Source organism: Mariniflexile sp. TRM1-10, from assembly GCF_003425985.1.
Taxonomy (GTDB): Bacteria; Bacteroidota; Bacteroidia; order Flavobacteriales; family Flavobacteriaceae; genus Mariniflexile.
In genome coordinates this window covers 705,510-723,402 of sequence record NZ_CP022985.1, presented here as the reverse complement: position 1 = coordinate 723,402, position 17,893 = coordinate 705,510, and the positions used below count along the sequence as shown (strand labels likewise).

The 17,893-nt window shown below is 36.0% G+C and carries 12 protein-coding genes; 10 read left to right on the top strand and 2 right to left on the bottom strand.

All coding sequences use genetic code 11. The features are described 5' to 3' along the window. Nucleotides 1–6 precede the first annotated feature (6 nt). The 3 genes from CJ739_RS03380 to CJ739_RS03370 are packed head-to-tail and all read left to right on the top strand — an operon-like array spanning nucleotide 7 to nucleotide 7,589. Entirely contained in the window at nucleotides 7–3,339 is a 3,333-nt protein-coding gene (locus CJ739_RS03380; RefSeq protein WP_117172642.1) for a hypothetical protein, read from the top strand. A 6-nt stretch (nucleotides 3,340–3,345) separates the two neighbouring features. Then, on the top strand, nucleotides 3,346–6,936 hold the full coding sequence (locus tag CJ739_RS03375) for a DUF6443 domain-containing protein (protein ID WP_117172641.1): 3,591 nt from the start codon (nucleotides 3,346–3,348) through the stop codon (nucleotides 6,934–6,936). Nucleotides 6,937–6,941: 5 nt separating this feature from the next. Then, on the top strand, nucleotides 6,942–7,589 hold the full coding sequence (locus CJ739_RS03370) for a PepSY domain-containing protein (RefSeq protein ID WP_117172640.1): 648 nt from the start codon (nucleotides 6,942–6,944) through the stop codon (nucleotides 7,587–7,589). A 165-nt stretch (nucleotides 7,590–7,754) separates the two neighbouring features. On the opposite strand, the gene CJ739_RS03365 is transcribed toward CJ739_RS03370, so the two are convergent. Next, entirely contained in the window at nucleotides 7,755–9,422 is a 1,668-nt protein-coding gene (locus CJ739_RS03365; protein WP_117172639.1) for a helix-turn-helix domain-containing protein, read from the bottom strand. 341 nt (nucleotides 9,423–9,763) lie between these two features. Between CJ739_RS03365 and CJ739_RS03360 the strand changes: the two genes are divergently transcribed. From CJ739_RS03360 to CJ739_RS03330, 7 genes are all read left to right on the top strand, one after another. Beyond that, on the top strand, nucleotides 9,764–10,480 hold the full coding sequence (locus CJ739_RS03360) for a hypothetical protein (protein WP_117172638.1): 717 nt from the start codon (nucleotides 9,764–9,766) through the stop codon (nucleotides 10,478–10,480). A gap of 291 nt (nucleotides 10,481–10,771) precedes the next feature. Beyond that, the gene (locus CJ739_RS03355) at nucleotides 10,772–11,629 is read left to right on the top strand and encodes a helix-turn-helix domain-containing protein (protein ID WP_117172637.1); all 858 of its coding nucleotides are present in this window, start codon (nucleotides 10,772–10,774) and stop codon (nucleotides 11,627–11,629) included. Nucleotides 11,630–11,677: 48 nt separating this feature from the next. After that, a complete protein-coding gene (locus tag CJ739_RS03350) occupies nucleotides 11,678–12,529 on the top strand; it encodes an RteC domain-containing protein (RefSeq protein ID WP_117172636.1) in 852 nt (283 codons plus the stop codon). A gap of 251 nt (nucleotides 12,530–12,780) precedes the next feature. After that, nucleotides 12,781–13,089 (top strand): helix-turn-helix domain-containing protein, encoded by a 309-nt coding sequence (locus tag CJ739_RS03345; protein WP_117178691.1) that lies wholly within the window; start codon nucleotides 12,781–12,783, stop codon nucleotides 13,087–13,089. A gap of 83 nt (nucleotides 13,090–13,172) precedes the next feature. After that, complete coding sequence (locus CJ739_RS03340; RefSeq protein ID WP_117172635.1) at nucleotides 13,173–14,624, top strand: DUF3945 domain-containing protein; 1,452 nt, start codon at nucleotides 13,173–13,175, stop codon at nucleotides 14,622–14,624. A 20-nt stretch (nucleotides 14,625–14,644) separates the two neighbouring features. Next, nucleotides 14,645–16,729, top strand: a complete 2,085-nt coding sequence (locus CJ739_RS03335; RefSeq protein ID WP_117172634.1) for a type IA DNA topoisomerase — start codon at nucleotides 14,645–14,647, stop codon at nucleotides 16,727–16,729. Beyond that, the gene (locus tag CJ739_RS03330; protein ID WP_117172633.1) at nucleotides 16,729–17,616 is read left to right on the top strand and encodes an ORF6N domain-containing protein; all 888 of its coding nucleotides are present in this window, start codon (nucleotides 16,729–16,731) and stop codon (nucleotides 17,614–17,616) included. Before CJ739_RS03335 ends, CJ739_RS03330 begins: the two co-directional genes overlap by 1 nt. Before the next feature lie 29 nt (nucleotides 17,617–17,645). Here CJ739_RS03330 and CJ739_RS03325 read toward each other — a convergent pair whose 3' ends face one another. Then, complete coding sequence (locus tag CJ739_RS03325) at nucleotides 17,646–17,822, bottom strand: BF3379 family histone-like protein (protein WP_117172632.1); 177 nt, start codon at nucleotides 17,820–17,822, stop codon at nucleotides 17,646–17,648. Between the last annotated feature and the right edge of the window lie 71 nt (nucleotides 17,823–17,893).

Here is a 17,893-nt window from a genome sequence, read left to right as displayed (position 1 = left end):
TTTAAGATGAAAAAAATAACAAAAATAATTACTTCATTAATTGCAATTGTTTTCGTAACAACTTTACATTCACAAAATGAAGATATAGCATATCCACATGTGGTGCCCATGACTCCAAACGCTGCTGAACTTGCTAAATATGCAGACTATCCAGTTTCATACTATACTGGTACACCAAATACAAGTATTCCAATTTATGAAATTAACGTTGATGGTTTTAAATTACCTATTTCACTGAATTACCATGCATCAGGAATTAGAGTAGATCAGGAAGCAACTTGGGTTGGATTAGGTTGGTCACTTGATGTCGGAGGCAGAATATCAAGAACTATTAATGGAGCTGATGACTTTATGATGACTTCAGATAGAGGCTATCCTTTTATGCTTAGAGGTTATTATGACGCTCCAGATATTGATTCAAATTTAATCAATCACTATGGGCAACAGGGTAGTTCAGAATGTAATTATTGGCCTTCAGGATGTCCAGAATACCAATTATTTTACGATCCAGAGCCAGATATTTTTTTCTACAACCTGCCAAATATGAATGGTAAATTTTTAATAGATAAATCAAGAGGAGCTGTGTTGTTTGATAAATCACATAATTTAAAGGTTGAAGTAATTAGAAATGGATTAGGATCCAATGTGACATTTAAAATTACAGATTCAGAAGGAAATCAGTATCAATATAATCAATGGGAAACTACTAAAAATTATTCTGTTGTTGGTTGGTTAAATCAGAATATACATTCTTCTAATTCTGTATATGACACAAGTGCTTTAAGTTTCAATAATTGGTTTAATATAAGAGGAGATTTAGGCAGCGATGGGGGTTCTTCAGGCATGGGACCTCCAACAAATGTAACTAGTTGGTGCTTAACAAAAATAATCACTAGTAAAGGTAGAGAAATAGATTTCACGTATGATTCTGAAACGCAGCACCTGCCAACTCAAGAATCTCGTGAAAACTATCGTTATGGTACACCAATAGGTTCAAATAATTATAGTGATAGTCAATATAGCTACAAATCAAAAGTTGTAAATGAAGGTCTAAGGTTAAACAAAATAGAAGGCGATTTTGGAAAAATTGAGTTTAATTGTTCCTCAAGATTAGATTTAAAAACTACTGCTAAAAAATTAGATTCAATTGCTATTTATAATAATAAAAACGATTTAATAAAGTCTTACAGATTCAATTATTCTTACTTTAATAATGATTATTCTGGAGATATTCAGTATGAACACGTTTTCAAAAGGCTCAAATTAAATTCTTTAATCGAATATGTTGGAAATAATCCATTAAACAACGGTTATGTTTTTGATTATTTTGCAGGTAATTTTCCGCCAAAAAACTCAAAAAACGTAGATTATTGGGGTTATCAAAATGGGAAAAATTATGGCTCAAATTATTGTATAGGATTAAGAATTAATAATGATTTAACATTTGACGGAGTCGTAAAAGATGCAGATTTTGATAAAGCTATAATAGGTACTTTAAAAAGAATAACATATCCAACAGGAGGCTTTGCTGAATTTAAATTTGAAAGTAATAAAATGCCCTCTGGCTATTTTGAAACACATACTTACGATCCTTTATCAACTCAAAATAGTACTATTATTGATTTGCCAGTTTTTAATAGTATAAGTAATGCTTCTTATGAATACCCTTCTCAGGACACTCATACATTTGTTATTAACAATCCAACCACTATAAAAATTAGTTGCGATTTAGAAAACACAAATGGAACGCCAGATTTAAATTATAATTATAATTCTACTTCAAATCCTTTAGGTAGATTAAGGAAAATTAGTCCAACTTCAAGTACTATTTATTCTTATGTATGCCCATACGTTTTTGGGACATCTTACAGCATATCAAATCAAATATTTGGTCAAGGAGAGGAAGTTACTTTAACAGAACAAGAGTTTACATTAGATGCTGGTACTTATGAGTTTATAGCTTATACTCCTCCAAAAGATGTACTTGCTTATTGGAGATTTTTAATTCAAGAAAATTTTTATATAACACCAGGAGCAACTTATAATGCTGGAGGTATTAGAATAAGCGAAATAAAGACGGATGCAAAAACTAGAAAATTTAATTACCCAATTGGACAAATGTTAGTCGAGCCAGTTTTATATTATAAAGGTATTCGATTCGGAATTCCTAACGAGGCTATTGATAACTGTCTTGTTCAAGTTTCGGAAAGTAAAACTCCTTTGTCAACATTTAGTAATGGAAATTTTATAGGATATGACTGGGTCGAAGAATATATTATTGATGAGAATAATAATGTTTCTAAAACGAAATACACTTTTTTTAATGATACAGAATCGGATTTTTTTGACGATAATTTTCCTGACTCCCCACGTTATATCAACTACAAAAATGGAATGATTAAATACATAGATAAATATAAAAACTCTACTCTTGTAGAAAGAAATGAAATCAATTACAGTTCTACTTATAGTTCTATTATCAAAGCATTTAAAGATAAAGGCCCTGCTAACGGTCCAAACGGAGTGATTGGAGTTGGACCAAGTGTAATTGTGGCTAGAAAAATATTACAGTACCATTATCAGATTGAATGGCCATTAAAATCAAATGAAATAAACACACTTCATTTTGATAATGGACAAAGTATAGTTTCCGAAACAACTTATAGCTATAATTCTAGAGACTTACTACAGTCTTCTTCATCTCTTGTAAACAATTCTACACTAGTTCAAGATTTTAAATATCCTTTTGAATTTACCGATGCTGTAAGCTTAGCTATGGTGGACAAAAACATGATAAGCATTCCATTAAAAACAGAGACTTTTAGAGATAATGAAAAAACATCAACTAAGGTAACACAATACAAAGACTGGGGTAATGGGTTATTAGCACCCGAAATTGTCAAAACCTCTAAAGGAACAGCAACACCTGAAGACCGGTTGATATTTAATGCTTATGATGAAAATGGAAATATACGTGAAGTGCAACAAGAGAGTGGCATAAAAGTCACTTACATCTGGGGTTATAACAAAACCTTACCCATTGCCAAAATAGAAAATGCAACGTATGCAGAGGTACAACAATATGAAGCGAATCTACAAACGCTTTCCAATGGTACTAATGAAGGGAATCTAATCACTGCTTTGGATGCTTTAAGAACTGCCTTGCCCAATGCCTTAATAACAACTTATACCTATAAGCCACTGGTGGGAATTAGCACTGTTACCGACCCAAAAGGGAACATGATAACCTATCATTATGATAACTTCAATCGCTTGGAATTTGTAAGAGACCAAGACGGTAATAATTTAAGTAAGAACGACTATCATTATAAAAACTAAAGCCAGATGAAGAAATTACTATACATACTAATGCTAATCCCTGTTCTTGCTTTAGGACAAAGTCAAGATCAGAATTATATTAAAACCATAACCTATAAAAAGCCAACAACTTCAGGAAATGTGGATGTCACAAATCCAGCTAATGCTGTTGTTCAAATAACTTACTTTGATGGTCTGGGAAGACCCATCCAACAAGTAGCACATAAACAGTCCAATTCAGGGAATGACATTGTAACTCACATTGAATACGATGCATTTGGTAGACAAACAAAAGATTATTTGCCTTACGCCAATCAAACCCCATCCTTAGATTATACCAATCCTGCAACAGTTGCTACTGAATTAAGCAATTTTTACAGTTTCTATAATGGAGGTACAACCCATCCTTATAGTGAAAAGGAACTGGAAGCATCACCTTTAAACAGAGTGTTTAAACAAGCAGCACCAGGAAATGTATGGGCAATGGGCAGTGGAAAAGAAATAAAATTTGATTACCAAACTAATGTAGACGGTGAAGTAAAATGCTTCAAAGCCACTACTACTTGGAATGCAACTTCACAATTGTATGATATTGCAATTACAAGCCCACAAACATACTACAACCCAAGCCAACTTTACAAAACCGTTATCAAAGATGAAAACTGGACTTCAGGATTAAAAAACACGACAGAAGAGTTCAAAGACAAAGAAGGTAAAGTTGTTTTAAAGAGAACCTATAACGTCAATCACAAAGGAAATACCGAAAACCTTGATACCTATTACGTATATGACATATATGGAAATTTAACTTATGTTCTACCTCCTTTAACAGAAGGAGTTGGAACACAAGCCAATCTTGATAATTTAGGCTATCAGTACAAGTATGATTACCGCAATCGTTTAGTGGAAAAGAAATTACCAGGCAAACAATGGGAATTTATCATTTATGACAGATTAGATAGACCAGTAGCCACAGGGCCTGCTTTTTCCCCTTATGGAGGAAGTGATACAGGATGGATGATAATCGAATATGATGTATTTGGAAGCGTAACACAAACAGGTTGGAAGCAAATGCCAGCCACGGCGAGCACAAGAACAACTAACCAAAGCAGTATTACTTTAGGAAGCAACCCTTTTGTTTTAAGTATCAATGACATTTTAACTAAGAATTATTATGACAACTACAATTTTCCAAACGCTCCATCTCCATTACCTACACAAATTCTAGGGCAGACGATAGCGACCAATTTAAAAGGACTACCAACAGGTTCATGGACAAAAGTCCTGGATGCCAACAATCCAAATGCAGCGGAACTGTCTTACACATTGTATGATGATAGATATAGACCAGTAAGCACTTATACGTCAAACTATTTAGGAGGTCTTACCCAAGTAGACAGCAAGCTAGATTGGTCAGGAAAAACCGAATACACCATTACAACACACAAATATGACATTAATGCATCTGTTATTACCATAACCGATAGATTTGAATACACCGACCAAGACCGTTTACGCTTGCACAAGCAACAAATCGATCAAAACCCTGAACAATTAATTGCTGAAAACAGCTATGACGAACTGGGGCAATTAATTAGTAAAAACGTAGGTGGTCAATATGCTACAGGAGCAACAGGACTACAAACAGTTGATTACAGTTACAACATCAGAGGTTGGTTGAAAAATATAAACGATGTTGAAAACATAGGAACCGATTTGTTTTCGTTTAAAATTAATTACAACGATTTTGACTCCTTGGGAAATTATGACTACAGCGCTGACCCTTTATATAATGGAAATATATCATCCACCTATTGGAAAACTTCCAGTGATAATGTTTTAAGAAAGTATAATTACTCATACGATGGCTTAAACCGTTTGTTGGAAGCTAATTATTTAAAACCAACCAGTGCATCCACTCCCGATAACTACATGGAAAAACTTTCTTATGATAAAAACGGAAACATTTTACTCTTGCAACGCTATGGAGACAGGGATACGGATGGAGCACAAGCTCTAAATCGCATTGATGATCTGGCCTATACTTATGATGTAAACAACAAAAATCTATTAAGAAGAGTAACAGATTCGTCAATTTCACCACAAGGATTTAATGAAACATTGGACACAAACAGTAATGGTTTTACAGATACCGTTGACGACTATGATTATGACACCAACGGCAACATGATAAAAGATGAAAACAAAGGAATTAGCAGTATAGTGTACAACCACTTAAATTTGCCTACAGAAATTAATTTTGCAGGTTCTGAGAAAATTTCCTACATTTACAATGCAACAGGGCAAAAAGTATCTAAAGTAGTGGCCCATAATAGTACAATAACAAAAACGGATTATATGGCTGGAGGATTTCATTATAAAGACAGTTATTTAAAGTACTTTCCACATGCAGAGGGTTATGTTAGCAATACCATTGTAAATAGCAATAATGTTTACAATTATGTGTTTAATTACACCGACCATTTAGGAAACATACGGGTGAGTTATGGAGTTGACCCAAGTACACAAACCATAAAAATACTGGAAGAAAATCACTATTATCCATTTGGTTTAAAACACACTAATTATAATAGCGATATTAATCTATATACCAAAAGTTCAACTGGAGAAATAGCCCTAAGAAGGCCTGCTCCTAGTGCCTTAGTAGATCCTAGTTACCAGCTTAAGTACAACGGGAAAGAACTACAAACAGAGCTTGGACTTGACCTTTATGATTATCATTTCAGAATGTATGATCCAGCAATAGGAAGAATGTTGCAAATAGACCCTCATGCTAGTGATTATGGTAAAATGTCTCCATATAGCTACGCTTTTAATAATCCAGTTTTAGCTATTGATCCAGATGGTAGAGATGGTATAGTAACTGGTTCAGGTACAGCAGACGATCCATATGTTATTACTGCAAATTATTATTATTACGGTTTAAATTCTGATCAAAAAGATGGATTTAATAATTCTATAGCTGCATATAACAATAAAGGTAAGGCTTTTGAAATAAAAGATGCAGATGGAAATAAAACTCATGTTAAATTTAATCTCTCTGCTACAGAAGTAAAGGATGAAGATGCAGCTAAAGACAGAGCCTATGCAGACGTTATTAGTTCAGAAGGCTCAGACGGGAAAATCACTAATGTTTACTATGGCAATACTGTTACAGATGGTCCAGCAGGTGGGTCTACTGATTTAGGGGATGCTGATAATAGACATATTAATCTTGATTCTTCAAGTGTGAATAATATTTATAACTCACCAAATCCTTCATCGTCTCTTGCAGAAATTTACAAAGGTGTTAGTACTCATGAAATTGGTCATAATTTGGGAGGTAATCACAATGATCCTGGGAAGCTAATGGTCAAAGTAGATAGGTTATACAATACTGGAAGTGGTATAAATCAAACAGAGAGGACAAGTTACACCTTACCAATTGTGAACTCTCAGGGAGTTTCTGCTATGTTTGGAAGAGTTGTGAATTATAATGATGTAGTAAAAAACAGTCAAGCTGGCTATAATCAAGTAACAACAAGGAATTTTGGACCAAAACAAAACGCTAAAATCAAGGGAGGTTCAGTAGGTAGATTAGTATTTAGTAAAAATTAGTAAAGATGAAAAATATATTGTTTTTTCTTATTTCAATTTCCTCATGCTTTAATTTATTAGCGCAAACGGATCTTAAGTTCAATTTTGAAGTTTGCAATAGTGATTTTCAGTTTTATATAAAAAAAATATACTCTAAAGATATTATAGCTCAAATCAAATTTAACAGAGATTCATCATATAGCTATTATTCGGATTTTTATACATCAAAAAATCGAACTATAAATTATAAGAATAGTGATTCATTAAAGATTGTCCCATATCAATATGTTTTACAATATGATATTCATGACACTAATAATGACATTATAACTTCATTAAAAGTAGATTGTAGATGTTATGATAACTTGCTGAGGATTGATAAAATTGAAGACTTGGATGAAATTCTAAAACCTGCAATAGACGTTATTACAGGTAAAGCCATTACTGTTAAAGAAGCTTGTGAAATTGCTAAAGACAAAGGATATTCTATTAGTGAATGGGATATTGATTATGAAAAGAAAAAGGGTTCTAATGATTATAAACTTTTTCTCCCAAGATTAGTATGGACATTAAAAGAGAAACTTCCTGAGAAAGAAGGTGGTTACTACAAAGTTTTGAAAATTAATGCAAAAAATGGCAACATAATTAGCCAATATGAAGAATATGATTTATAAGTGGCATCAAAGTTGGTAATCTATATTTTAAGCTTAACAAATTATATAATCAGATAGTATTTAAAAGGAACACAAATTTGTGTTCCTTTTTTGTCTTATAAAATCTTAATAAAATGACAAAACTTTATTTTTTGTTAAACCATTTAATTTTCCGATTCTATCCCATCAATGGTTTCTAAGTTCCTCAATAAAATAGGTAGGTGAAATACCTGTTCTAGATACAAAGGCATTGGTAAAACGTTGTGTACTACTAAAACCAACTTCCTCAGCCAAGGCTTTATTGGTATAATTTCGCATTCTTTTATCCTCTTTTAATAACTCAATTACATAATCCACCTTCAAATCGTTCAGATAATCAACAAACTTCTTTCCTCTGTAATGGAAAATGATTTTAGAAAGATAGGTATTGTTGGAATTAAAGGAAACAGCAAGTTTTCCCAAAGTCCAATCTTTTTCCAAAAACTTCTTATCGCGTTCAAATTTCTCCAGTTGTTTTAACACAACCGCCACGGCGTCTGGGTTTATATCCAATACGGTCTTATTAGAAGAAGATTTAACTTGATCTGTGTCATTCTTTCTCATAAGCTCTTCAAACTTTTGTTTGTAGAGTTTCTTATTTTTAAAATAACGGTGTGCCAATAGTAATACCATGAAGAACAAAACCACTATTGCCGAAACACCTAAAATATCCCCCTGTTTTCTTTTTTGTAGCAACTGCTCAATAGCGTTCTTTTGCTCAAGTAATTCCTTGGTATCATATTCCTTATGAATCTTTCCCGATAAATACCTGAAATTAGTGCGTAAGATGCTATCTGCCTTTAAAAGCTTTTCTATATAATGGAGTTGGCTTTTAGGATTCTCTTTAGATTTGTAATATTCAATCATGAGCTCAAAATTCTCTCGAAGATCGGGGCGGATATAGTTTTTTTCGGTAAATGTTTTGTCCACCATTCGAAAGAAAGCCATGGCTTTTTCAGGTCTTTTCAACTTCCAGTAACTCTTTCCAATATAAAAGTACCCTACGGCTTCATTGGCAAAATCATGATTTTTCTTGATAAAAGGAATCGCATAAGTAATCTTACCTATGGCTTCTGCATAATTGCTTTTACCGTACTGATTGATTCCCTCCAAGTGGATAAAATAGGAATCCATTTCCTGATTGGAAAGTCGTTTGCCTTCATGGAGCCCGAGCGTATTAATATCCGAACAAAGACCATAGTCCCCAATCTTATTGTAACATAGTGCAATTGAATGTAAAGTGTTAAGATAGGCACGCTTACTATACGCGTCATTTTTAAAATAGGCAAGACATTCTTGAAAGAGATCTAAAGCTTCGTCAAAGAAACCCAAGTAATACTTAATATGGGCAATGTTATATTTTACCTTATTTTTAAGGTAATTGTTATTGGTCTTTACTATATATTCATTGGCCTTAAGATAATCATCCAAGGCTTCGGTGTGCATTTTCTGCCCGTAATAGACAATCCCTTTTGAGAGATAAGAAGATCCAATTAAGGCATTATCCTTTGATAGTTTGGCTGTATGAACCATACTATCAGCGTAAATGAGTTTTAAATCGACAGGTGAATAATACAAATAGTTTTTATACCCATTGACCATTTCCTCCCAATTATTTTCAGTTTTTGCTTTTTTTAGAAAGGCATCCAAATATATCCGCCGTTTAACCCGATTCCCATTAGAACTTTCAATCCGATCAAAGAGATAATCATAATCTTGATTTCTAAGGGTATCGTTCAGGTTTATAAAAGTCTGGTCGGCATATATGTGTTGAGCGATACATATACTGGCTATAATTAAAAATTTATGAATCATTATTATAAATAAAATTGGGGCTACACTACTTAAATAGGCTAATCTTTAAATATAGTCAACAATCTTGTAAGAATGCTTCAAAATAGGGAAAGTTTTTTCTAAATGTGAGGCAATCCCTTGAAAAGATTGGGTTTTCAGCAAAATAAGCAGTATGGATTTTTTGAAAATCCACATCGAAAATACGGTAAATCAATACCTAATGGGTTGCAGATGTATAGCTGTACCAATAGATTTGTCTCGAATTCAAAAGCAAAAAAGGCTAGCCAAGTGCTCATCCAGGTTCTGCTTATCCGGGTAAAATGAACTGAAAAAAAATCAGTCACATTTTAACAATCGTAACCATGAAAAAAATTTTCTTATGTACCCATTTATTGATTCTTTCTATTTTTGTTAGCTGTACTACAGATGATGTATATACAGTAGAAACAATCACACAAACTAAAGAATTTCAAGAACAGAATACCAACGTATTTTCAAAGGGCTTAGGTCACTACGATACCTTAGGGAGTTTCCATAACCTAGTTCTGGAGACCTATGTATCGGAAAACTATAGTTACACTACCCTTGAGGACATCTTCCTGCAAGTGAAAAACACCACCGAAGATCTCGGTAACACCACATATCTTAGTGGATTAGTTCCCTTGGAGGATTTGACATATATGGTGAATAATCCCGAGAGTAGTTTGGATACCTTTATTGAAAATTCCGATTTAACTGATGTGGCGAAAGCAAGTTTTTCCACTTTTGCTACCTCTCTTTCACTTATTGAAAGTTCGGATGATGACACCTTTTATAACACCATAACAGCTTATGAGCAATCAGTAAAAGCGGATGTGAACCTGAGCAGTGAGGATAATGAAAGTATTCTTACCGCTACAACCCTGCTAAAATATTCCTCTACCTTCAGGAAGAAGCGAAGAAAGGACAAAGATTGGGAAGTATCCGTAGGAAACAAGGTTAATATAGCGGCAAAATTCCAAGGCGCAGTTGCGTATGATGACACAACAGCCGTTATAATGAGTGTTACTATGGAGATCTATCTGAATATTAATCAATAAAATTATTAATCATGTATTCTTTTATAGTCTCAGCTATGGGGTCAAAACTAACCATTACCTTATCCATAGTCCTGTTAGTAGTGAATTTAATAGGCCTTTATTTCATCATATCTTTATATGGCTATGATGAAATAATAAGCCATGATGATAGCGGTATGGAAGTGAGCATCAATCTGCGTAATCTGATTTTTGTGTTCTTCCTCATATCGGTATTAAACCTGCTTTTTATCTCTATTTCTATGATGTCCAAGTTCTTTTCTTACGATAAGAGGTAACAAAACTGAAGCTATCTTGAACAGAAAGAACCGTAAATATCAGTATGCAGACCTTAAAGTCTACGTGCTAGGAAACCCGTATTTTGAAGAGCACCTTCACAGACGGCGTTATGCACACCATTTTACAATTCTTTTGGTTGCATATGGCATTATCAGACTACAAGTGAATGAAGAGGTTCAGCTTATAACGGCCAAAACATTACTTGTAATCCCTAGTAAAAACTTTTACAGCATTGTAGGTATGGAAGCCCAAGGGCTGGTTTACATCGTTAGCTTTCCTTTAGGCTTCGCTTTTAAAAACAACATCAAAAGGCCTCAAATGAGGCTTTTTGGGTTTTTAATGATGTCATTTTCCAAGGAAGTGGTACTCACACATAAAGAGGCAGCCTTATTATCAAATTTGATTGGGCTTTTGGTTCTGGGCATGCAAAAACCGGATACCACACTATTCAAGGAAAGAATCATAGGATTTAAATTCAATGTGCTATTATATGAGTTAATAGGGATATATTACAATCAGGACCCCCATTTCAGAATTAGAGCTACTAAAAAAGCGCAATTGGTCATCCGCTTTTTTGATCTCCTATCAAAACACTTTAAAAAGCAACATGGCGTACGGTTTTACGCCACACATCTTACGGTAACCCCAGAACACCTAAGCAAAACCCTAAAACAAATCACTGGTAAGACAAGCAAACAGCACATAAATGGGTTTATTATCGAAGAAGCTACGTTTTTGCTTCAAAATAATTTAACTATAAAAAACATTTGTAAGCGGCTACACTTTGGCACCCCTAGATCATTTGGTCGCTTTTTCAAAAGACAAACAGCAGTATCACCTTTGGCCTATCGCAGAAAGATGACCAGTATATAAGACCAGGAGCGCTATGGAGATTGCCGTTTTACTTAAAAACATTACCATATGACGCATTCTATTTATAAAAATACTCTTTTGAGTATTAGCAAACATGAAGAAGCACTAAGTTTAAAAGCAGCATCCATTATTGAAGAGTGCTATCAAATGACTATTTTTTTACGGGAGTTATTATCAGATTTGAAAAAAAAGGTCCAGGCTTCCGGTTTTAACACACCCAATGATGAGATCGATTTTTTTAGGAAAATCAAGCCTCAAGTATTAGGTAAACTAATTTATTACAATAAAGTATATCGAATCGAAAGTGGCTGTCCGGTAAACAATGGAAAAATGTACCATGATTATTTCTCAAATGAGCTGCAACTATTAAAACAAGAATATAAGGATTACATCCGTAATTCTGATTTTTATCGGTATTATAAAACCGGGAGAACAGACCGTGACCATGAGTTCTTTCGATTGGGAAAACTAAACCTTCCTATAGGATTAAACAGTTTTGTTTTTGAAATAGATTCCCAATTCTCTACCTATTACGATTATAAAGTGTCCCATATCATTGCCAATGAACTGCTCTATACCTATCTTCTTTCACGCATTACGCCTGATGAGATACAAGGGCCATTTTCCCCAGAAACCCCAGCAACCGCAAAGGATGTTTTCTGGACAGATTCAAAGAATGCCCTAATTGAGCTCATTTATGCCCTATATGTATCTGGTGCCATCTCGCATGGAAAAATAGGTATTAGAAAGATTAGTCTGGTCTTTCAGATCCTATTTCGCACCCCTTTGGGCGATATCCACCATGCCTTTCACCGTATGAAGGACCGTGCCGGTTCAAAAACCGCATTTTTAGACGAACTTAAATCTTCATTGGAAGAATATATGAACAAAGGATTGTAGTCCTTCGTTTCATATCTTCAAATCAGAGCAGTGTTTCCCTTCACTGCCTTTTTTATGCCCATAACTACCCATTGGCAAAACGCCCATTCCATTTCATTTTATTTGCTTCAACAAAAATAAAACCCCTGTATTTCAACATATTATTTCGATTGTAAAAATTTCAAGAAATCGCTTTTTCAATGGGCAAGGCTTGGCAGACAATCAGCGTCAAAGGCTTCAATTTTGTACAGACAACATTAAAAGGCTTAAGTATGAATATCGATAAAATGGAATTTACAGCATGGATGGAGCGCATCATGAACCGCCTGGACATCCTTAGCGAAGATATCAACGGTGCTAGAAAACACCACGCTAGTATTGACGGTGAGGAACTTTTGGACAACCAAGACCTGCTTCAAATGCTAAAAATCAGTCCCCGTTCCCTTCAGCGATACCGGTCTTCTGGGAAATTACCCTACTATACCATAAGCGGAAAACTATACTACAAATTATCAGATATACATCAGTTCCTACGGGAGTGTTTCACTACGCCCATATCCAAATCGAAAGCCAAGAAATGACACATGTTGCCAACTAGAGCCAACTAAGGGAAGAAGGTGAATGCTTTATTTACTTTGGGAATTGAATTTTAAAATATCAGATTATGAGCGATCAAAATGTAGAAAAGCAAGAAGCTCCTGAACAATTATCGGAGATCTTGTTGGTACTGGATAAGGAGAAAAAGAAAATCCAGGCAGTAAAGGGCATCGATGAAAACGGCAAGCTGGAAACCGTGGATGCCACTAAAAAGAACCAGAACCAGTTTATGCGCGTGGACAAGCATGGCGATTTCCTCTCCAACTTCTTTACCAACTTCGTAAGTCAACTAAAAAACCCTACCAAATTCTCATTTTTCAATGGACCCGCAAACTTCGCCGTTGAAATAGCGGAAGAATTGCAAAGACGGATAGATAATCCAACGCCAGAGAACAAAGAATTTTTTAAAAAAGCTGAGTTAAAAGCTGAACAAAAACAAGTAAATAAAAATAATATGGAAACAACGCAAACAACACCCGAAACAAGCGAGTACCGCTACCAGCCAGAACAAATAGATTGGGAGACCATGAAAAATCTGGGATTAAGTAAAGAAAAACTTGAAAAGATGAACCTGCTTGACCCGTTACTTAGAGGGTACAAAACCAACGAACTTGTGCCAGTAAGTCTTAATCTAGGTAGAGCCATAACCCGTATGGATGCTAGACTATCCCTGCAAGCCAATGATGAGGGACAGGTTGTAGTGGCCATCCATGGCATCCGAAGAACACCCAATTTGAACTTTCCTTTCTTCGGACATGAATTTAGCAAGGAAGATAAGGACAATCTGCTCCAAACAGGAAATATGGGACGGGTGGTCAATCTGACCAATCCCAAGACAGGCGAAACCATCCCATCCATTATCAGTGTGGACAGGCTCACCAATGAGCTGGTAGCCCTCAGAACAGAATATATAAAAATCCCCGAACATATCAAAGATGTAAAATTGGACGAGCAGCAAAAGCAAACCTTAATGGAAGGCAAACCACTTTACATCGAAGGCATGACTTCCAAAAAGGGAGATCCATTCAACGCCTCCGTTCAGTTCAATGCCGACAAGCGTTATGTGGAATTTCTTTTTGACAGAAGCAACTCCAATCAGCAATCGCAAAGCAACGGCCAGAACAACCAACAAAACCAATCCAATGAAGTGCCCAAGGTTTTCAGGGGGAAAGAACTAGACGATGCCCAATACCAAAAATTCAAAGACGGTCAGACCATATACTTGGATAACTTAATAGACAAGAAAGGAGAAAAATACCAAGGCTATATCACCCTTAATAAGGAAACCAATAAAGCAGACTTCACTTTCCAGCACCCCAATAAGCTGAAGGAACAAGCGAAGCCCACCGAGGCTCATAAAACACAAACAGCGGTCAATTCAGAAGGCAAAACCAATGAAGCGACCAAGCACACCAAAGAACCTTTGAAATCGGGGCAAAAAAATCCCGATAGCAAGAAACAGCAACAAGAACAGGAAAAGCCCAAAGTACCTGCTAAATCCAAAGGAAGAAAAGTATAAATATCCAAATACGTTAAGAGATGAAAGCCGTCATTGCAGAAAAGCCAAGTGTGGCACGTGAAATAGCTTTCCTATTGGGAGCTACAGAAAAAAGAGAAGGCTACCTGATGGGCGGTGGCTATTTAGTAACTTGGGCATTTGGCCATTTAATCCAATTGGGCATGCCAGAGGATTATGGTATATCTGGATTTCAGAAAGAAGTTCTACCCATACTACCCAATCCCTTTTTACTAAAGGTACGGAAAGTAAAAAAGGACAAAGGCTATACAGCAGATAAAGGTGCCTTAAAGCAACTGAAAGTCATTGAGCACGTCCTTACCAGATGCGATGGGATTATTGTCGCTACCGATGCTGGACGTGAAGGAGAACTCATATTCCGTTACATCTATGAGTACCTCAAATGCAACAAACCCTTTGAGCGCCTTTGGATCAGCTCCCTTACGGAAAAAGCCATAAGACAGGGATTTGACAATCTGAAACCCGGACATGATTTTGATGGTCTATACAGGTCCGCACAAGGCAGAAGCCGTGCGGACTGGTTAGTTGGCATCAATGCATCACAGGCACTCAGTATTGCAGCAGGTAACGGTGTTTATTCACTGGGAAGAGTACAGACACCAACACTCGCTTTAATATGCAGGCGTTATCAGGAAAACAAAAAGTTCGCGATACAGAAATACTGGCAATTAGAGCTCACGCATACCAAAGGGTTCACTGATTTTAAAAGCCTTTCCATTTCGAAATGGGATACTAAAAATGAGGTAACAGATATTCTTAAGTCCATACAAAGAAATGGGAACACAGCTACGGTTATATCCGCAGAAAGTAAAACCATTACCCAACAACCACCTTTGCTATTTGATTTAACGGGACTTCAAAAAGAGGCAAACAAGAAACTAAACTTTTCTGCCGAGCAAACCCTAAGTCTTGCCCAAAGCCTTTATGAAAAGAAATTCATCACCTATCCTAGAACCGGAAGTAAATACATACCAGAGGATGTATGGCCTGAAATACCACATCTTATCAGGGCTTTGCAGGACAAAGATTCCTGTAAGGAGGCTGTCAGCAAAATAAAATTTGGACGGTTCAATAAACGTATCGTGAACGACCTTCGGGTAACCGACCATCATGGTCTGTTGATTACGGGCAAAATCCCTTCGGCATTATCGGCAAAGGAAAATGCGCTTTACGATATGATTGCCCTTCGACTGCTCGAAGCGGTTTCTGGGGTCTGTACCAAAGAGGTAACCGACGTTACCCTACAGGTATTGCACTATGATTTTGCCTTGAAAGGTTGCAAAGTATTGGAACCTGGTTGGAGAGCTATTAAAGGTAGTTTCTTCGAGGATACTGAACCCCTGCAAGAATTGCCCGAACTAAAAAAAGAAGACGCACTTAAAATAAAAGAAGCTACCGTTTTAGAAAAGAAAACCAGACCGCCCGCTCTCTATACCGAAGCAGGACTTTTATCAGCTATGGAAAGCGCAGGAGGGGAGATTGAGAACGAGCAGGAGCGTAAGGCATTACAAAACCTTGGTATCGGTACACCCGCTACAAGAGCCGCTATCATAGAAACCTTGTTCAGTCGCAATTATATCCAAAGGGAAAAGAAATCACTGATTCCTACTGGTAAAGGCTTGCAGGTGTATGAATTGGTTAAGGACAAAAAAATTGCAGATGTAGCCATGAGTGCCCAGTGGGAACTTGCTTTACAGAAAATTGAAAATAATGAGGCTGATGTTGGGGCTTTTCAAAAAGAAATGGAAACCTATGCAACATCCATTACCCATGAGCTGTTGCAAACTTCCATAGCACAGATGAATCTACCCAAGCTTGTCTGTCCTAAATGCAAAGCGCAACAGCTCATTATTAGGGATAAAATCGTCAAATGCCCTGATGAGACATGCAGTTGGCTACAGTTCCGCAATGTGTGTGGTGTTCAGATTAGCATAATAGATATTGAAAGCCTAATCAATACAGGTAAAACGGCTCTTATCAAAGGAATGAAAAGCAAGGCTGGAAAGAAATTCAATGCCTACATCGTACTGAATGAGAAAGCCGAAAGCTCCTTTGAATTTGAAAAAAACAAAAGCTATAAAAAATAATGGAGCATAATCCGATTATAACCCGTCAAGAAATTGAAAGCCAAATTTATACCATTCGAGGACAACAGGTGATGCTCGATAGTGATTTGGCACGGATTTATCAGGTAGCAACCAAAGTTTTCAACCAAGCTGTAAAACGTAACAGAGAAAGGTTTCCTGAGCACTTTTGTTTTCAGTTGACACAAGATGAATATGATACCATCAACTTGAGGTCACAATCTGTGACCTCAAATTTGAATTACGGGGGAAGACGCTATTTACCCTATGTTTTCGGCGAATCCGGAATTGCGATGCTTTCTGCCGTACTACGAAGCGATATAGCCATAAAAGTGAGCATTGAAATTATGAATGCTTTTGTAGAGATGCGCAAAATGCTGATTGGCAATGCTTCCTTGTTTTACCGTCTGGATAAAATAGAACTCAAACAATTGGAATCAGAGCAAAAATTTGAAGACATCTTTAAGGCATTGGAAAGTGGCAAACTACACAGTGAAAAAGGTGTTTTCTACAATGGGCAGATTTTCGATGCCTATACTTTTGTTGCGGATATTATCCGCAGTGCCAAAAGTTCCATAATCGTGATTGATAATTATGTGGATGATACTGTACTGACCTTATTGGGCAAACGAAACGACAACGTGACAGCGACTATTTATAGCAAGACCATCTCCAACCAGTTAAGATTGGACCTGCAACGATACAACAGCCAGTATCCTTCAATTGAGGTGGAAATTTTCTCCGATGCCCACGACCGTTTTTTGATTATCGATACTACCGAACTCTATCATATTGGAGCTTCACTGAAGGATTTGGGGAAGAAATGGTTTGCCTTTTCCAAAATGGATGTGGAGCTTGGCAGGATGCTCCAAATTCTAAACAAACAATAAACCCTCTGGAAATTCCAGAGGGTTTTATTTTAGCCTTTTGAAGCTTCCAAAGAGGCTTTTCTAAACTCCTTTAAAAGTTTTTCCAGTGCCAATGTAGATTTACGGGCTCTTGTTCCAGCCGCTTTATTTCCTTTTTCCAGTTGCATTTCTGCATCCGTTTTGAATGTTTCAATCTCTGAGGAAATCTTTTCGAGTAGGTCTTTCATTTGTATATTATAAATTGTTATTAATAAAGGTGCAAAAATAAACTTTAAATTTGCATAATTACCATCCTAAA

What these genes read in the sequence shown, in the direction of transcription:
- CJ739_RS03380 (WP_117172642.1), top strand. Translation starts at nt 7, where the DNA reads ATGAAAAAAATAACAAAAATAATTACTTCATTAATTGCAATTGTTTTC.
- CJ739_RS03375 (WP_117172641.1), top strand. Translation starts at nt 3,346, where the DNA reads ATGAAGAAATTACTATACATACTAATGCTAATCCCTGTTCTTGCTTTA.
- CJ739_RS03370 (WP_117172640.1), top strand. Translation starts at nt 6,942, where the DNA reads ATGAAAAATATATTGTTTTTTCTTATTTCAATTTCCTCATGCTTTAAT.
- CJ739_RS03365 (WP_117172639.1), bottom strand. Translation starts at nt 9,422, where the DNA reads ATGATTCATAAATTTTTAATTATAGCCAGTATATGTATCGCTCAACAC.
- CJ739_RS03360 (WP_117172638.1), top strand. Translation starts at nt 9,764, where the DNA reads ATGAAAAAAATTTTCTTATGTACCCATTTATTGATTCTTTCTATTTTT.
- CJ739_RS03350 (WP_117172636.1), top strand. Translation starts at nt 11,678, where the DNA reads ATGACGCATTCTATTTATAAAAATACTCTTTTGAGTATTAGCAAACAT.
- CJ739_RS03345 (WP_117178691.1), top strand. Translation starts at nt 12,781, where the DNA reads ATGAATATCGATAAAATGGAATTTACAGCATGGATGGAGCGCATCATG.
- CJ739_RS03340 (WP_117172635.1), top strand. Translation starts at nt 13,173, where the DNA reads ATGAGCGATCAAAATGTAGAAAAGCAAGAAGCTCCTGAACAATTATCG.
- CJ739_RS03335 (WP_117172634.1), top strand. Translation starts at nt 14,645, where the DNA reads ATGAAAGCCGTCATTGCAGAAAAGCCAAGTGTGGCACGTGAAATAGCT.
- CJ739_RS03330 (WP_117172633.1), top strand. Translation starts at nt 16,729, where the DNA reads ATGGAGCATAATCCGATTATAACCCGTCAAGAAATTGAAAGCCAAATT.
- CJ739_RS03325 (WP_117172632.1), bottom strand. Translation starts at nt 17,822, where the DNA reads ATGAAAGACCTACTCGAAAAGATTTCCTCAGAGATTGAAACATTCAAA.